At 35.8% G+C, this 18,187-nt stretch carries 5 protein-coding genes; all 5 read right to left on the bottom strand.

The annotated features are described in order from the left end of the window. Positions 1 to 2: 2 nt before the first annotated feature. The 5 genes from H6G06_RS07690 to H6G06_RS07670 are packed head-to-tail and all read right to left on the bottom strand — an operon-like array spanning position 3 to position 18,166. Positions 3 to 4,382, bottom strand: a complete 4,380-nt coding sequence (locus H6G06_RS07690; RefSeq protein WP_190558715.1) for a non-ribosomal peptide synthetase — start codon at positions 4,380 to 4,382, stop codon at positions 3 to 5. Between the two features lie 16 nt (positions 4,383 to 4,398). Next, entirely contained in the window at positions 4,399 to 9,072 is a 4,674-nt protein-coding gene (locus H6G06_RS07685) for a non-ribosomal peptide synthetase (protein ID WP_242039624.1), read from the bottom strand. Between the two features lie 16 nt (positions 9,073 to 9,088). After that, the gene (locus tag H6G06_RS07680; protein ID WP_190558713.1) at positions 9,089 to 12,352 is read right to left on the bottom strand and encodes a non-ribosomal peptide synthetase; all 3,264 of its coding nucleotides are present in this window, start codon (positions 12,350 to 12,352) and stop codon (positions 9,089 to 9,091) included. A 5-nt stretch (positions 12,353 to 12,357) separates the two neighbouring features. Next, on the bottom strand, positions 12,358 to 17,127 hold the full coding sequence (locus H6G06_RS07675) for a non-ribosomal peptide synthetase (RefSeq protein ID WP_190558711.1): 4,770 nt from the start codon (positions 17,125 to 17,127) through the stop codon (positions 12,358 to 12,360). A 31-nt stretch (positions 17,128 to 17,158) separates the two neighbouring features. Next, a complete protein-coding gene (locus tag H6G06_RS07670) occupies positions 17,159 to 18,166 on the bottom strand; it encodes a TauD/TfdA family dioxygenase (protein WP_190558709.1) in 1,008 nt (335 codons plus the stop codon). Positions 18,167 to 18,187 lie beyond the last annotated feature (21 nt).

The raw sequence follows: 18,187 nt of genomic DNA, 5'->3' as shown, positions 1-18,187 counted from the left end.
AATTAATTTACAGAAATTTGCAGGTTTTGTGGTTTTTGGACTAAACTACTACTAATCAAGTGTGAGATATAGGTTTTGCACAGGTTTCCATCTACTTTTGGACAACAAATGGAACTGTGAGCCAGTGCATTTAATGTTTGCTCACAATCAAATTTTAAGATTTTTAAGTTTTTAGTTTGATGGGAGTGCATGAAAAATGGTATCAATGGATATAAAGGATGATCTAGATAATTTTCTGCTATTTTTACTAATTCTTCATACCACTGTTCTTGAGAAATTGCTTGTAGTGGATAACCAAATTCACGAATGCTATTGAATAGCATATTTAAATCGAGATAATGAGAATTGAGTAAGTGAAAAGCTTTTCCTAAAGATTGTTGTTGTTGGGATAAATTAACTATGGCTTTGCTGACATAATCTACAGGAGCGAGATTTTCTAAATATTCTACATTAGGCGCTTTTCCTAATTGAATGCAGCCAATAAGTAAGCGATAAAAAAAGTCATTAGGATTAAATACACCTGTTCTGCTATGTCCTGATACCCTTCCTAGTCTATAAATAGAAACTGGTAAGCCACGTTTACTTGCAATATTAACTAGCTCTTCTGCAACCCATTTACTTTGGGTATAACCACCTTCTGGTATGGGAAAATCATCAAGATTAGACTGTTCTTGAACTGGATGTACTCCAGAACCCATAGGTGCAGAAAAAACGCTAATAGTTGAAATGAAATGTACTGGTTTGATTTTGATTTCACCAGCTAATCTTAAAACTTCTTGCGTACCTAACACATTAGCTGCTTTGAGTGTGGAATATGGATAAGTATGATGTACCCATGCACCATTATGGTAAATAACATCTATTTTTTGAGCTAGTGCTGTAAACTGTGCTGGGGAAATACCTAAAAGCGGTTGAGATAAATCTCCTAGAACTGGAATAATGCGAGAACTTTGTGATTCATTCCCAATTAAATATGCTGTTAAAGCTTGATAAATTTTTTGCTTACCTTCTGCAAAACTATTAGCACGTACCAAGCAATATATTTCAGCTTGACTTTGTTTGAGAAGTTCGTCGAGTAAAAAAGCACCTAAGAAACCTGTTGCACCTGTGAGAAATATACAAGCTGGTTCATTGGTGTATTCTATTGATTTACCCTCAACTGTAATTGTGGGATCAAGAAATGCTTCAGTTTTGAGGTCTAAGGTAGAATTAGTAAGAGTAATTGTTGAGGATAATTTAGCTTGACGGGCTATTTCTAATTGTGCTGCGAGAGTTTCTATAGTCGGTGCAGCAAATAAAGTTTGTAGGGGTAAATCTATTTTGAAAGTAGAACGGATACGGGCAAATAACTGAACTATTAATAAAGAATGTCCACCTAAATCAAAAAAGTTTTCATCAATACTAATTTGGGGAAGGTGCAAAATTTCACGCCAAATTGTTAGCAATTCCTTCTCTAAGGAATTTCGTGCTTCTTTAAATAGCTTTTCCCTTTCTGTTATAGCCGTATCTGCTGCGAGTAAGGCTTTATGGTCAATTTTGCCATTAGTTGTCAGTGGCAGACTTTCTAAGAAAATAAATCCACTAGGAACCATATATTCTGGCAACTTTTCTTTGAGGAAGTTTTGAATGTCGCTGTTGCTGGGTATGTTTTGAGAATCAGCAACTATGTAGCCTACTAAGGTATTTTGTCGCGCTGTAACTACTGCTTCTTGAATATATGGATGTTGAATTAAAACAGATTCAATTTCTCCTAGTTCAATCCGAAAACCGCGCAGTTTTATTTGATTATCAATACGTCCAATAAATTGAATATTACCGTTGGGAAGATAACGAGCTAAATCTCCTGTTTTATATAGTTTGGCATCAGGTAAAAAAGGATTGGGTATAAACTTTTCATCTGTTAATTTAGGACGGTTTAAATAACCCCTTGCTAAACCTGCACCACCAATGTAGATTTCACCAGGTATACCCACAGGTAAGGGTTGTAAGTCCTGGTCTAAGATATATATTTGAACATTATTAATAGAGCAACCAATTGGTACTTCTTGCCCATTTATTTGTGTTGTAGTTAAATTACAATAAGTGGCAACTACGGTTGTTTCTGTTGGACCATAGGTATTAATTAACTGAGGATAAGTACCTACTTGCTTTTGCCAAATTGCAACTTTTTCAGGAAGTGCGCTTTCTCCACCAATAATGATTAATCTTAATGACTCTGGTAAAGTTAAGTTGTGATTTGCCAATTCCGAAACTATTAAATGCCAGTATGCTGTGGGTAAATCTAAAACTGTAATTTGCCAATTGCGGCAATTTTCCATAAATTTAGCCAGAGAACTCAGCATTTCATCTGTACGCAGTACCAGTGTTGCACCAGATGTTAAACAAGGATAAATTTCTTCAGCAGCAGCATCAAAACTAATGGATGCAAATTGTAAAATTCTTTCTCCCGTTTGAATTTGATATTTAACTTTAGCAGCTTCGGTAAAATTGATTAATGATTGATGTTCAATCATTACTCCTTTTGGTTTTCCTGTAGAACCAGAGGTGTAAATTACATAAGCTAAGTTATTAGCTTGTATATTAATTGAGGGATTTGCTGGACTTTCTCTAGAAATTTTCTCCCAGTCAGTATCTAAACAAATAATTTTTTCTTGATATTCACTCAATTTTGCTAATAATTTATTTTGAGTGAGCATTACCGATATTGCAGCATCGGTAAACATATATTTCAATCTTTCTTGTGGATAAGCAGGATCAAGGGGAACATAAGCACCACCTGCTTTTAATATTCCTAATACACCAATTACCATTTCCAGGGAACGTTCCATACAAATGGCAACTGGTATTTCTGGTTTTACACCCAATTTTTGTAAAAAGTGCGCTAGTTGATTCGCTTTTTGGTTGAGTTGTTGATAGGTAATGTGTTTATTTTCAAACACTACCGCTACTGCATCTGGTGTTTTTTCTGCCTGTTCCTCAAATAATTGATGGATACACTTGTCTTTGGGATACTCTGTTTGGGTATTATTCCATTCCACCAATTGTTGATGTATTTCGGCTGATGTCAATAAAGGTAATGAAGATAGAGATTGGTGAGGATTAGCAACTATACCCTCTAATAATGTTTGTAGATGACCTAAAATACAAGTTATAGTTTCTGCATGAAAACGACTACGATCATATAAAATCTCTAGCTTTAATTCTGTACTTGTTCCTACTGACAGACTAAGGGAATAATTTGTTGATTCCGTAGAGCAAACATTATGAATTTGCATCTCTGTAGATTTTGCTTTTAAGGAAGCATCTACAGGGTAGTTTTCAAATACTAAAATTGTTTCAAATAAAGGCAAATCTCTCGGAACTTCACTCCATCCTTGCACTTGCACCAAGGGACTGTATTCATATTGTTGAGCTTCTATTTGTTGCGTTTGAAGTTTTTGCAACCAGGAAATTAATAATTTGTTCCCAGATGTTTGTACACGCACTGGTAAGGTGTTAATAAATAAACCTACCATTGAATCTGAGCCGACTAATGCAGGTGGACGACCAGAGGAAGTAGCTCCGAAAACTACATCTTCCTCACCACTATAACGACTCAGGAGTATAGCCCAAGCTCCCTGTACTAAAGTGTTTAAAGTCAACTTGTGCTGTCGTGCAAATGATTGTAATGCTGTAGTTGTTGCTGATGATAGCTTAATTGATTTTTCTCCACATCCTGTAATTGAATTAGCAAAAGCATTAACTTTTAGTTGAGTCGGTGCAGTAAAACCTTTGAGGTATTTCCGCCAAAATGCTTCTGCTTTAGCTAAATCTTGCTGTTGTAACCAAGCAATATAATCCTGATATGGACGAGAGCGCGGTAATGGGAGAACTTGTCCTTTACATAATACTTCGTAAGCCTGAAAAACTTGATGTAGCACCAAAGCCGCAGACCAACCATCTAAAATTAAATGGTGGCTACTCCAAATAAAATGATAAGTTTTTGGAGCTATTTGAATCAATATCAACCGCATTAAAGATGGTTGATAAATATCAAACCCTTGTTGGCGATCTGCTGCTAGGAATGCTGTTAATTTTTCTGATTGTGCAGTGACAGATAAGTTTTGCCAGTCCTGTTGCTGCCAAGGTAATTCTACAGATTTATGTACTACTTGAAACGGCTCTTTATGCTGTTTCCAGTGAAAATAAGTGCGTAAAATTGGGTGCTGATTGATGATTTGTTGCCAAGCTTGTTTAAAAGCAGCGATGTTAATAGATTGGCTAAATGTGTAACAGCTTTGAACTACATAAACTCCTGATTCTGGTGCGTGGAGAGTATGAAAGAGTATGCCTTGTTGGGTAGGCGAAAGAGGATAAATATTTTCAATATTCTTTTTATTCATTAATAGTTACCTTTTTTTAGTCTAGTTCGGCAATTAATTGGTCAAGTTCTGCTTGGCTAAAATTCATTTGCGGAAAGTCTGAGGGTGTAAAGCCGCCAGCGTTGGGTGACAGACAATGAAGAATGAGCGATCGCAATTTTTCCAGATATTCCTGAGCCAGTTTTTCTACTGTTTCTGGTTGATGTAATGCTTTGCTATAAGTCCAATTTAGACGTAACTTTCCATCTACAATTAAGCTATTAACTTCTAGTAAACTGTTACGTTTGCCCCTTGGACTTTGATTATTTCCTGTAGACTCAAGCGCAGGTTTAAATATTGATGTTTGAGAAATTATTTGGTCAAATTGACCCAAGTAGTTAAATGTTACTTCTGCTTCTGGTAAAGTTTGCACTTTTTCAGTAATTGATTTTTCACTGAGATAACGCAAAACTCCATAATTAATACCTTTGTGGGGAATACTACGCAATTGTTCTTTAACTGTTTTTAATGCTGCTCCTGGTTCAACAACTGCTGTGATATCCAATAAAACTGGAAAAATAGTAGTAAACCAGCCAACAGTACGGGATAAGTCAACATTTTCTAGGATATCTTCTCGTCCATGACCTTCCAAATTTACTAACAGTGAACTGTTAGCAGTCCATTGTTGAAAAGTTTGTACCAGAGCAGTTAACAAAATATCATTAATTTGTGTTTGATAAGTTGCTGGGACTTCAAGTAATAAAGATGTTGTCTCTTCCGGGGTGAGAGTGACTGAAACTGTACAAGCTAAATCTACAGTATTTTCTCCATTAGGATAGTCAACAGGTAAAGGAGAAATGTTTTGATTATGCTGATATAACCAGTAATTAATTTCTGATTTTACAGTTTCCGATTTGGCGTATTTTTGCAGTTTTTCAGCCCACTGTTTTACTGAAGTAGTTTTTGCTGGTAGTTGGATTTTTTCACTCTGTCTAACTTGTTGATAAGCAGTTTGCAAATCTTCAAGTAAAATTCGCCAAGAAATGCCATCAACTGCTAAATGGTGAATGATGATTAACAGTCTATTAGGTTGATTATCTCCCAGTTTGAATAAAGCAACTTTTACTAATTGACCTTGGGATAAGTTAAGGCTTGCTTGTAGTGCATTAGCTTTGATTTCTATTGCTTGGTACTGCTCATCTTCAGGTAATTTTGATAAATCAATAATAGAAAAATTTGATATATTTTCAGGTTGACTAATTATTGATTTCCAACCAAATTCTGTGTTTTCAAACTGCAAGCGTAAAGCATCATGATGCAGAATTAATTGTTTGACAACCTGCTCTAATAAAATAGGGTTACAAGTCTGATCAACCTCTAACATTACTGACTGATTCCAATGATGATAATCAAGGAGTTCCTGGTCAAAAAACCAATTTTGAATAGGAGTTAAGGGGAGAGAACCTGTAACAATGCCTTGTTTAATGAAGATTTTTTTATTTGTACTTGCTACTAATGCTAAATCGGCAATTGTTTGATATTCAAAAATCTGTTTAGGAGTTAGTTGTAAGCCAGCCTGATTGGCTTTAGCAATCACCTGTAGACTGAGAATTGAATCTCCACCTAACTCAAAAAAGTTATCATTAATCCCCACATTGTCTAACCGGAGAACTTCAGACCATATTCGTACCAGAGTTTCTTCTGTTTGAGTGCGTGGTGCTGCAAAAACAGCTTGTAAATCAGGTCTAGCCTTATCTGGTGCTGGTAGTGCTTTGCGGTCTATTTTACCATTGGGTAAAAATGGCAGATTATCTAACAATATAAATACTGTTGGTATCATATAGTCAGGTAAATTCTGCTTTAAGAAATTACGCAGTTCACTAACTGTAAGTGAGTGTTTTTGATCAGGTATAATATAAGCTACTAAGCGTTTTTCCCCCGGTACATCTTCCCGCACTAAAACTACAGCTTGTTTAACTTGTAAGTGCTGGTTTAATTGTGTTTCTATTTCTCCTAGTTCAATCCGAAAACCCCGCAGTTTAACTTGACCATCAATGCGCTCAATAAACTCTATATTTCCATCTAGAAGATAACGAGCTAAATCACCTGTTTTATATAGTTTGCTATTAGGTAGAAAAGGATTGGTAATGAATTTTTCTGCTGTCAAATCTGGACGATTGAGATAACCTCTAGCTAAACCTGCACCACCGATATAAATTTCCCCTGGTACACCAATAGGAACAGGTTGCAGGTGGATATCTAAGAGGTATATTTGGGTATTAGCGATCGCTCTGCCAATTGGTACAATGGGACGTTTATCCTCGTATTTACATTTATAATATGTTGTATCTATGGTTGCTTCAGTTGGACCATATAAATTACACAGTTCTACATTAGGTAAAATCTGAAATAATTTATTTTGTAAGTCAAAGGTTAATACTTCACCTCCACAAAATACCCGTCGCAAGCTGTGACAATTTTTGAGATTCTTCTCCTTTAACAGCACTCGCAATAGAGAGGGAACTAATTGCAAAATAGTAATGTTTTCTTGAGCAATTAAATCTACAAGATAAGCTGTATCTTGATGTCCATCTGGTTTAGCTAAGATTAACTTACCACCTGCTACTAATGGTGCGTAAAATTCCCACACAGAAGCATCAAAACTAAAAGGCGTTTTTTGCAGAACTCTGTCTGATTCAGTTAAGGGAAATGCTGACTGCATCCATAAAGTATGGTTGCAAAGAGCGCGGTGAGAAATCATCACACCTTTGGGTTTTCCGGTTGAACCTGATGTGTAAATAACATAAGCTAAGTTATCAGGCTGTACTTCACGCAGAGACGCAGAGACGCAGAGAATATCAGGATTTATCACTTCACAAGAATCTAAACAAATAATCTCTGCTTGGTGTTGAGGAAATAAATTAACTAACTTTTCCTGAGTTAATAATACCCATATATCGGCATCTTTAGCCATAAATTCTAAGCGTTCTTGGGGATAATTGGGGTCGAGTGGAAGATAAGCACCACCAGCTTTGAGAATCCCTAGTAGTCCTACTACCATTTCTAAGGAACGCTCTACACAAATTCCTACCAATACATCAGGTTTAACACCTATTTTTTGTAAATAGCAAGCCAATTGATTTGCTTGATTATTTAATTCTCGGTAAGTGAATTGTTGCTTTCCAAAAACCACTGCTACAGCATTAGGTGTCCGTTCTACCTGCTCTGCAAATAGTTGATGAATACATTTATCTAAATCATATTCTGATTGGTTGTTATTCCCATCTACTAATAATTGATGTTGCTGTTGCTGTGTTAATAAAGATAGTTCTGTAATTCTCTGCTGGGGGTTGGCAACAATACCTTCAAGTAAAGTTTGAAAATTCTCCCCTATGCAGGTGATAGTTTCAGCGTTAAATAAATCGGTATTGTATTCCCAACCTACCTTAATTCCTGAATCAGTTTCTTCTGTTACCAGAGTTAAATCAAACTTAGCATTACCATTTTCACTTGTTAAAGGTTCTACAGTTAAGCCTGATAACTCTACTGCCGAAATTGGCGCATTTTGCAAAACAAACATCACTTGAAACAGGGGGGTATGGCTCAAGTCACGTTGGGGTTGTAATTCTTCTACTAATACATCAAAAGGTAAATCTTGATGAGCATAGGCTGATAACGTAGTTTCCCTGACTCTATTTAATAATCCTACAAATGTAAAATGATCTGATAAATCAGTTCGCAATACCAAAGTATTCACAAAAAAGCCAATTAAGCTTTCAATTTCTGCCCGATTACGATTAGCAATAGGTGAACCAACTATAATATCTTCCAGACCTGTGTAGCGATATAATAGCACCTTGAAAGCTGCCAGCAGGGTCATAAATAAAGTACAATCCTGTTTTTGACTCAAGGTTTTTAAAGCCAGAGAAATTTCTGGAGATAGTTGAAAATATTGTTTTGCTCCTTGGTAAGTTTTAATCTTTGGGCGTGGTCTATCTGTAGGTAATTCTAAAATAGGTAAACTACCTGCTAGTTGTTGCTTCCAGTAATTGATTTGAGTTTCTAAAACTTCGCCCTGTAACCATTTTCGTTGCCAAATCGCATAGTCTGTATATTGAATAGTTAATTGCGGTAACGGGGAAGGTTTACCCTGAGTGAAACATTCATAAATTGCTGCTACTTCCCTGATTAATATATCCGTTGACCAACCATCACTAACAATATGGTGCATTGTCAACAGTAAAATATATTCAGCTTCATCTAATTGCAACAAAGTACCACGTAAAAGTGCTTCAAATGCAAGATTAAAAGGTTTCCTAAATTTAGCATCAGCTAAACTTTGTACCTTTGCTTCACGTTCTGTTATGGCAATTTCTCTTAAATCTACTATTAGTAAATTTATAGTTTGTTGTGGGACTATTTCTAAAATAGGTTGTCCATCTATAACGTTAAATTTAGTACGTAAAACCTCATGACGCTGGATAATTTCATTAAAACTACGTTCCAAAGCGTCTATATCTAGCTTACCTTTTAGTTTGATGGCAGCAGGAATATTATAAAAGGGATTACCAGGCTCTAATTGATTTAAAATCCACAAGCGTTTCTGAGCAAAAGAAAGCTCTAATTTGTCAGTGTTTTTTCTTGGCAAAATTGTTTGAACTGGTGTATATTCGATATCTTCTTCTTCCAGTAATAACGCCAAAAGATCCAGTTTTTCAGCAGATAAATCCATTATGCTTTCACCTCTTTTACTGCTTTGCGGTTTTGCGGTTTTGTAATGCTTGTTTTGCTTCCTCATCAGACATACCATCAAGCTGTTTGAGGATTTGAGCCATTCTTTCTGTGATTCCTGGTTTGGCTTCTTGGGCAATAATTTTTTGTGCTAATTTCTCTACTGTTGGCGATTCAAATAAATAACGCAAAGGTAATTCTATGCGGAAGGTTTCACGAATGCGAGAAATAACTTGAGTGGCTAATAGAGAATGTCCACCAAGTTCAAAGAAATTATCATGAATACCTACTTGCTCAACGTGAAGTATTTTTTTCCAAATTCCTGCTAAGATTTCCTCAACGGCGGTACGAGGTGCAACAAAGAAATTTTTTAATTCTAAGTTGCTTTTATCTGGTGCTGGTAAGGCTCGGCGGTCTATTTTTCCATTTGGTGTAAGTGGAAGGGTGTCAAGCTGCACAAATGCTGAAGGTATCATGTAATCTGGCAGCTTGTCTTTTAAGAAGTTGCGAATTTCCGAAGTTTGCAGAATGCCATTAGCAACAATATAAGCTACTAATCTTTTATCACCTGGGTTATCTTCTCTCACTACTACTACAGTTTCTTTTACTTCTGGATGTTGGCTCAGTAACGCTTCAATTTCTCCCAGTTCAATCCGAAAACCGCGAATTTTTACTTGGTTATCAATGCGTCCTAAAAACTCAATATTCCCATCGGTCAGATAGCGAACTAAGTCACCAGTTTTATATAGCCGTGCTTTTGTTTCTGTACTAAAAATATTGGGAATAAACTTTTTATCTGTTAAATCTGGACGGTTATGATAGCCTCTCGCTAAACCATCACCACCAATATAAAGTTCACCTATTACTCCTATAGGTACTGGTTGTAAATTGTCATCTAAAACATAAATTTGTGTGTTGGCAATGGGACGACCAATTAATACTTGCTGTTTGTGAATATCAAGTTTGTAGAGAGTAGACCAAATAGTAGTTTCTGTGGGTCCATACATATTCCACACAGCAGCACATTTTTCTACTAAATTTTGTGCTATTTGTTGGGATAAATTTTCTCCACCACAGAGGATTTTCAAGTTTGGACTACCCTGCCACCCAGATTCTAAAAGTAGTTTCCAAGTTGCTGGTGTTGCTTGCATAACAGTAGCACCAGAGTTTACCAAACACTTTAATAATTGACTGCCATCTGTGGCAATTTCACGGCTAACTATGACTAACCGCGCACCAATAATTAGAGGAAGAAAAAGTTCTAAAACAGCGATATCAAAAGTAATTGTCGTGATAGATAAGATTGTATCTTGGTCTGTTAGCCCTGGTTTTTCCAGCATAGAAATCAGGAAGTTAACCACAGCTTGATGAGGTATTTGTACACCTTTTGGTTTACCTGTAGAACCAGAAGTGTAAATTATATAAGCTAGGTTTTGGGTTGTGTTTCTATTAACTAAGTTTTCTTGAGACTGCTGAGAAATCTTTTCCCATTCTTTATCTAAGCACAGAATTTGAGTTTGGTTTTTTGGTAAGACCGTTAATAAATTTTGTTGTGTTAATAAAATTGATATTTGAGCATCTGCCAATATATAAGTTAAGCGTTCTGGAGGATATGCTGGGTCTAATGGTAAGTAAGTACCACCTGCTTTGAGGATAGCTAATAATCCCACTAGCATTTCTAAACCGCGTTCTAGAAAAATACAAACATTTACCCCAGTGCTAACACCTAAACTTGCTAAGTAATGTGCTAGTTGATTGGCTTTTTGGTTTAATTGTCTGTAGGTTAATTGTTTATCTGCAAAAACTACCGCAACTGCATCTGGTGTTTTTTCTACCTGTTCTTCAAATAATTGATGAATACACTTATTCTGGGGATATTTAGCTTGAGTATTGTTCCACTCCACTAGCAGTTGATGTTTTTCCACTTTGGTCAACATTGACAATGAAGCCAGAGACTGATTGACATCTGCAATCATATTTTCCAGTAAAGTTATAAGATGCCCAAGCATCCGAGTGATAGTATCTGCATGAAAGCGATAGCGAGGCGCTGCTGCAAGCAGATCGCAATTGTAAGATATTCTCAGTTCTAACTCAGAACCAGGTATAACTGTTACTGTTAGAGGATAGTTAGTATTATCAACAGAACTAATAGACTGAATTTCTAAATCTTGAATCCCATGTTTTAGCACAGTATCAATGGGATAATTCTCAAATACTAATATACTTTCAAATAAAGGCAAACCTCGCGGTACTTCACTGCAACCTTGTACCTCTACCAGTGGACTATATTCATATTGTCGAATTTCTGTTAGTTGTGTTTGCAATCTTTTCAACCAAGATAACAAAGATTCTTCACCATTAATTGTCACTCGCACAGGTAAAGTATTGATAAACATCCCCACCACAGATTCGGCTTTGACTAAATCTGCTGGACGACCGGAGACTGTTACACCATAAATTACATCTGTTTCTCTACTATAACGATTGAGAAGTAAAGACCATGCACCTTGCACTAAAGTATTTAATGTTAGTTGATTTTGTCTAGCTAAAGTTTGTAATTCTGAAGTAGTTGTTTGTGAAAGTTTAATTACTTGCTGATCATATTGTTCAAGTTGGTTTGATGAATTTTCAACATTTAAATTAATCAAAGGTGTGGGTGCTGTCACTCCCTTTAAGGACTGTTGCCAAAAGGTTTTAGCTTGGTTAAAATCTTGTTGTTGCAACCAACCTATATAATCTCCAAAAGAACTACCCAATACTAAAGGTAAATTTTCACCTTGACAAAGTGATTGGTAAGTTTCCACTACTTCTTTTAAAACTAAAGCTGTTGACCAACCATCTAAGATGAGATGGTGTTTACTCCAAATAAAATAGTAAGAATCATCAGTACAGCGAATTAACTGGAGCCGCATTAAACATGGTTGTGTCAGGTCAAAATGGGATGCTCTATCTTGCTGCAAAAATTCCTGTAATTTCTGCGACTGATGATTTGGGTTGATATCTTGCCAGTCATGCTGTATCAGTGATATTTTGACTTCCTGATGCACAACTTGTAAAGGTTTTTCTAGATTTTCCCAATAAAAAGCTGTGCGTAAAACAGTGTGACGGTTGACTACTTCTTGCCAAGCTTGTGCAAAAGCCACAACATTAAAATTGCCCTTCAGTGAGTAACATAACTGGACAAAATAAACAGCCGATTCGGGAGCATATAAACTATGAAAGAGAATACCCTGTTGTAGTGGTGAAAGTTCATAAATATCTTGGATGTTGTCAGCTTTCATATTGTTTATTTCTCACTTCCTTGGTTAATTTTTGCCAGTAAAAAGTCCAGGTCTTTTTGACTTACCTTTGCTTTAGAAAAATCAGAAGGGGTGTAACCTCCTGCATCAGCCGATTGACAATGAATAATAATTTCTTGCAGTGCTTGGAGAAAACTTTGAGCAAGACTTAATACCGTTTCTGCTTTATGTATTGCTGTGCTATAAGTCCAATTGATTTTTAGACAGCCTCCTGTCACAAATCCATTAATATCAAATAAATGGCGGCGACTTCCTAAAAGGCTACGCTCTACACCACTTGATTCTGATGCTAATTTGAATAAAGAAGATTCTTGTAATACTTGGTCAAATTGTCCTAAATAGTTGAAACACACTTCTGCTTGAGGCATAGCAGCTAAATATTGAACAGTATCGCTGCATAAATAACGCAATACACCATAATCAAAACCCCGATTTGGAATACTACGTAGTTGTTCTTTAATTGCTTTTAAAGCATCCCCAACTGTGGCAATATTTTCTAAATCCAACAGGACGGGAAATATAGTAGTAAACCAACCGACTGTACGAGATAAATCAACATCAGTAAAGATGTCTTCTCGTCCATGTCCCTCTAAGTTGATTAACAGTGTTTTTTCTCCTGTCCACTCTGCAAAAGTTTTTGCTAGTGCTGTTAATAAAACATCGTTTATTTGTGTATGGTACTTGGCTGGTACTTCTTGCAGCAATGCTTGTGTTTCAGTTTCATTAAGAAATACTGACAGAGTTTTACTTGTAGATACAGTATTTAATCCCCCTGCATAATGTACTGGTAAAGAAGAAGCTCGTTTTCTTAAATCAGAACACCAGAAATCTAATTGTGAGTGTAACGTCTTTGTGTTTGCATATTCTTGCAAACGTTCACTCCATTGTTTAAAAGAAGTGGTTTTTGCTGGTAATTGAATTTCTTGATTTTGCTGAAGTTGTTCTATAGCTGTTTGCAAATCCGACAACAAAATCCGCCAGGATACACCATCAACAGCCAAATGATGAATGATGATTAGTAAGCGGTTATTTTGTTGAGAACCTAAATCAAATAGTGCTACCTGTACTAATTTAGTATTTGATAAATCCAAGCTTGCCTGTAATTCTGTGGCTTTGGCTTCAATAGATGTTTTTTGTTGTTCTTGGGTGAGATGAGAGAAATCAAATTTGGTAAATGGTATTTCTGAATTAACACCAACATTGAATGATTCCCAACCATTAGTTGTAGGTTGAAAATGCAAACGCAGTGCGTCATGGTGTGCGAGTAAATACTGTATTGATTGCTGTAAAATATTAGGCTCAATATCTTGCTGTAATTCCAGCAAAAATGATTGATTCCAATGATGCGCTTCTGGTAATTTTTGGGCAAAAAAGCTATGTTGAATTGGTGTGAATGGTACAGAACCAATTACCAATCCTTGTTCTGAATCTGTCTTGGTGCTAGTATCTGCAACTAGGGCTAATTTAGCAATGGTTTGGTGTTCAAAAATTTGCTTGGGAGTGAGTCTTAAACCGACTTGGTTAGCTTTTGCGATCGCCTGAATACTAATAATCGAATCTCCCCCTAATTCAAAGAAGTTATCATGAATACTAACTTGCTCTAAATTGAGAAGTTCAGCCCAAATTTTGGCTAATGCAATTTCTTCTGGTGTACATGGTGCAACAAAAGCAGCTTGTAATTCTGGTTTAACTGCTTCTGGTGCTGGTAAAGCTTTTTTGTCAATTTTCCCATTCGCTGTTAGCGGTAAAGCCTTCAAGGATACAAATTGTGAAGGCAGCATATATTCAGGCAGTTTTTGCTTGATGAAATCGCGCAATTCAGCAGGTTTTAAATGACCTTCAGGCACTATATAAGCTACAAGCTGGTTTTTCCCTGGATGTACTTCTTTCGCAACTACAACTACCTCTCGCACTTGGGAATTTTGGCGAAGTACAGCTTCAATTTCTCCTAGTTCTATACGATAACCATGTAATTTTACTTGGTCATCAATTCGACCTAAAAATTCTAAATTACCATCAGGTTGATAGCGTCCTAAATCCCCAGTTTTATAAAGTCTTGCACTGGGTTCACTACTGAATGGATGAGGGATAAATCGCTCATTAGTTAATTCTGGTTGATTAATATAACCTCTGGCTACATTATCACCACCAATGTATATTTCTCCTATTACACCCAAGGGAACAGGTTGATAATAATTATCGAGTAAATAGATTTGGGTATTGGCTAAAGGACGACCCAGAGGAACTATATTTAATGCTGGATCATTAGAAATTTCTTCCACCGGATAGGTGAGTACACCAACGGTAGTTTCTGTTGGTCCATAGTGATTAAAAATTTTGCATTCTGTTACTAATTCATATACTCGTTTAATCAAATCCCAGGTTGCAGCTTCACCACCAAGAATAAGACGCTGACGTGGTAAAAGTTTTTCGGGATGTGAACCTGATAATAAAGCGGATAAGTGGGAAGGAACTATTTTCAGGCAATCTAGAGAATGTCGGTAATTATAATCAGCAAAAGCAACCGGATCAGTAGCAACATTTTCAGCAATAATATGTAAACATCCACCTGTACATAATGCTGAGAAAATAGCTGTATTTCCTAAGTCTGCTGCGAAGGTAGAAACAATAGCAAAATTTGCCACATCTGGTAAATTTAGGTTTTCTAAAATACCGTTAACATAGTTGACTATTTGCCGATGTTCAACTACAACACCTTTGGGTTTACCCGTAGAACCAGAGGTGTATATGACATAAGCTAAATTCTCAGAATTAGGAGAGTTAAAATTAGCTATTCCTAAATCATTAATTTCTTCATCAGAGGATGTTTTAACAGTATTTTCTGAGAGCAATAAGTCTGAATAACTTAACCCCCCTAGCCCCCCTTCCCTATGAGGGAATGGGGGATTTAAAGCCTCTCTCCTTGTAGGAGAGAGGTTTGGAGAGAGGTTTTTGTGAATACTTTTTGATTGTAAAAACGTGTCATCAACAAACAATACCTTGATATTATTTTCAGCAACTAAAGGCAATTTATCAACTTTTTCTAACAGGTGTGTCTGAGTTAATAAAACAGATACTTGAGCATCTTGTAATCTAAAAGCTAATGCTTGTTCAGGTAATAAAGGTTCTATAGGTAAATAGGCTGCACCTACTTTGAGAATGCCAAGAATACCAACTATCATCTCTAAAGAACGTTCAACGCAGACAGCAACAACTGTTTCCGGTTGAACTCCTAATGATGCTAAATGATGAGCTAAGTTGTTAGCTTTGATATTTAGTTCTTGATAAGTTAAATGGTGATTACCAAAAACAACTGCAATATTATCTGGTGTTTTATTTACTTGTGTTTCAATCCAATGGTGAATGCACTGGTATGGAGGAACAAGCGTTTTATTATTGTTAAATCCGGTTAATATTTGGTAGCGTTCTTGTTGAGACAGGATTTCTAGTTGAGCAATTTTAGTCTCTGGATTTTTAATTGCACTTATTAGCAAAGTCTGAAACTGTGCTGCTAATCTTTCAATATCTTTTTGCTCAAATAAGTTAGCATCATAGTGTAATTCTGCTGTGAGTGAATCGCTTTGTTGCCAGCATAATAGTTTAACCTTGAAGCTTTCAACACAGCTATATATTTTTTGAATCAAGAAAGATAAACCACCAGTAAAATATTGATTTGGCTGGGATACAAATTCAAAAGCAAAAGGTGAAAATGATGATTCCTGAGTATCTTTAGTCTCAGCAAAGAAATCTTCGGAATTAAAAAAGTCTTGCCATTGACTTAGTTCAGTTAATTGCTTATCGAACTGATTTAATATATCAGCAAGTATATTATCTTCTTGTATTTGAATACGAATCGGTAAATATTTAGCTAATAAACCAACTGCTGGCTGTAATTCTTCATAATTTCTGCCATCACAAGACAAAGCTAAAACGACTTCAGATTTGTTAGTCAAACGCCATAGTAAAATTTGCCAGCAAGCCATTAAAACTTTTGAAATATCAACAGAGTTTTTTTGTGATAAAAGAGCAATATTATTTGTAATAGCAGGATCAAAATTGATGCTGATAACTTTGGGTTCAAAGATTGGTATTTGGTTAACTTTCTTTTCGTGTGGTAATTTTTCTATCAGAGAGCTAGACACTTTTTGATTGTGCCAATAATCTCTTGCGGTTTCTGCTTCTTCTCCAATTAATAACTCATTTTGCCAAGCAGCAATATCCGCATATTGTAAAGGTGTATCTTCCAGTTCATGTTCCTGTACATAAGCATCATAAGTGACACTAATATCATACAAAAGATGATGCAGGGATATTCTATCTGAACAAATAGCTGATATTGCTATTAGTAAAAAATATTGAGTTCCAGATTGTTGAATGATATCAATCTGGCTAGTAAAGCCTTTTTGTAAATCAAAATATAATTTATTATGTTCTTGAAATAAGGTGTTAACTTTAATTTGTTGTTGTTCTGTATCTAAATTCTGCCAATCATAATAGTTCAACTTGATAGACACTTCCTCTCCAATGGCTTGCAAAGGAACTGCCATTCCTGCAACTGTAGGAAAGCTAGTACGTAAAATTTCATATTTAGCCCAAACATTGTATATGGATTTTTCTAAAATTGTATATTCAATATTACCCTCTACTAAAACTGCACACTGCACCCGATATGGCTGATGGTTAGTTTCTTGCTGTAATAACCATAAGCGTTTTTGTTGCGGTGAAATTTCAAAGCCTTGTATTGATAGAGTTTGCATAATTTATCTCTAATTAAATTTATTTCCACTATTAAACTGTATAAGGTTGTGCCATCCCTACCAAAACTTTTCTTGCGCCTGTAAATGGCTTACGTCCATGAGCAACCAACATATTATCTAGCAATAAAATATCTCCTTCCTGCCAAGAGAATGTGATTGTTTCTTGCTCATAGATTTGATTAATTTCTTCTAACACAGATGTTTCGATTTCTGAACCGTCTCCATAATAAGAATTACGTGGTAATTCTTCAGCATTTAGCACGGTAAGTAAGGATTGACGGACTTCAGATTTTAAGCTGGAGATATGAAATAAATGTGCTTGATTAAACCAAACTAAATCACCAGTTTGAGGATGGGTAGCAACAGCTTGACAAACTTGGCGGGTTCTCAGTTCATTGCCACCCAGCCATGCAAATTCAATACCAGAAGATTGACAATAAGCTTTGACTTTAGCTTTATCATCAGTTTGAAATACAGTTTCCCAAGGTAAATCAATTCCTTGTCCGTAATTACGGACATACATAATTTTTTTCTGAATAAATTTCTCTTTGATTTCTGGATTTATTCGTTGAAATACTTTCCGACTATCAGCAATTGGTGTTTCTCCACCTTGTTCTGCTGCCTTGACACAAAAGAAGGCGATTTTCATTGGCCAATTTAGAGAATAGGCCATTTCATTATGTAAAGGAATTGATTGATCTGGTGGATATTCTGTTGATGTGTATATCTTACCATCAACTTGACTACGCGGAGTTGAACGATAAGAATATTCTATCAATTCACCAGCTACAGATTGCATAAAATTAGCAAATTCGTTATAGCTATTAATTGGAAAGTTTCTAAAAAGCAAACCTCCATATTGAATTAATTGCTTCTCTATCCAGTCACGATTACTGCTTGCCCAATTAACTAAATTTACGCCATCTACCGCAGGTTGAATGACCAAAGGTAGCGGTTGAGTATGTTGCAGGAAATTAGTAGTTACTAAATTTTCCGAAGATACTGTAATTGATTTTCTTTTGAATGTTTTTAAATTCATATTCTTGATATCTAACTATGG

Source organism: Anabaena sphaerica FACHB-251 (assembly GCF_014696825.1).
Lineage (GTDB): Bacteria > Cyanobacteriota > Cyanobacteriia > Cyanobacteriales > Nostocaceae > RDYJ01.
The sequence above is the reverse complement of the archived record's forward strand: the minus strand, read 5'-3'. Positions and strand labels throughout refer to the sequence as shown.

What these genes read in the sequence shown, in the direction of transcription:
- H6G06_RS07690 (WP_190558715.1), bottom strand. Translation starts at nt 4,382, where the DNA reads ATGAATAAAAAGAATATTGAAAATATTTATCCTCTTTCGCCTACCCAA.
- H6G06_RS07685 (WP_242039624.1), bottom strand. Translation starts at nt 9,072, where the DNA reads ATGGATTTATCTGCTGAAAAACTGGATCTTTTGGCGTTATTACTGGAA.
- H6G06_RS07680 (WP_190558713.1), bottom strand. Translation starts at nt 12,352, where the DNA reads ATGAAAGCTGACAACATCCAAGATATTTATGAACTTTCACCACTACAA.
- H6G06_RS07675 (WP_190558711.1), bottom strand. Translation starts at nt 17,127, where the DNA reads ATGCAAACTCTATCAATACAAGGCTTTGAAATTTCACCGCAACAAAAA.
- H6G06_RS07670 (WP_190558709.1), bottom strand. Translation starts at nt 18,166, where the DNA reads ATGAATTTAAAAACATTCAAAAGAAAATCAATTACAGTATCTTCGGAA.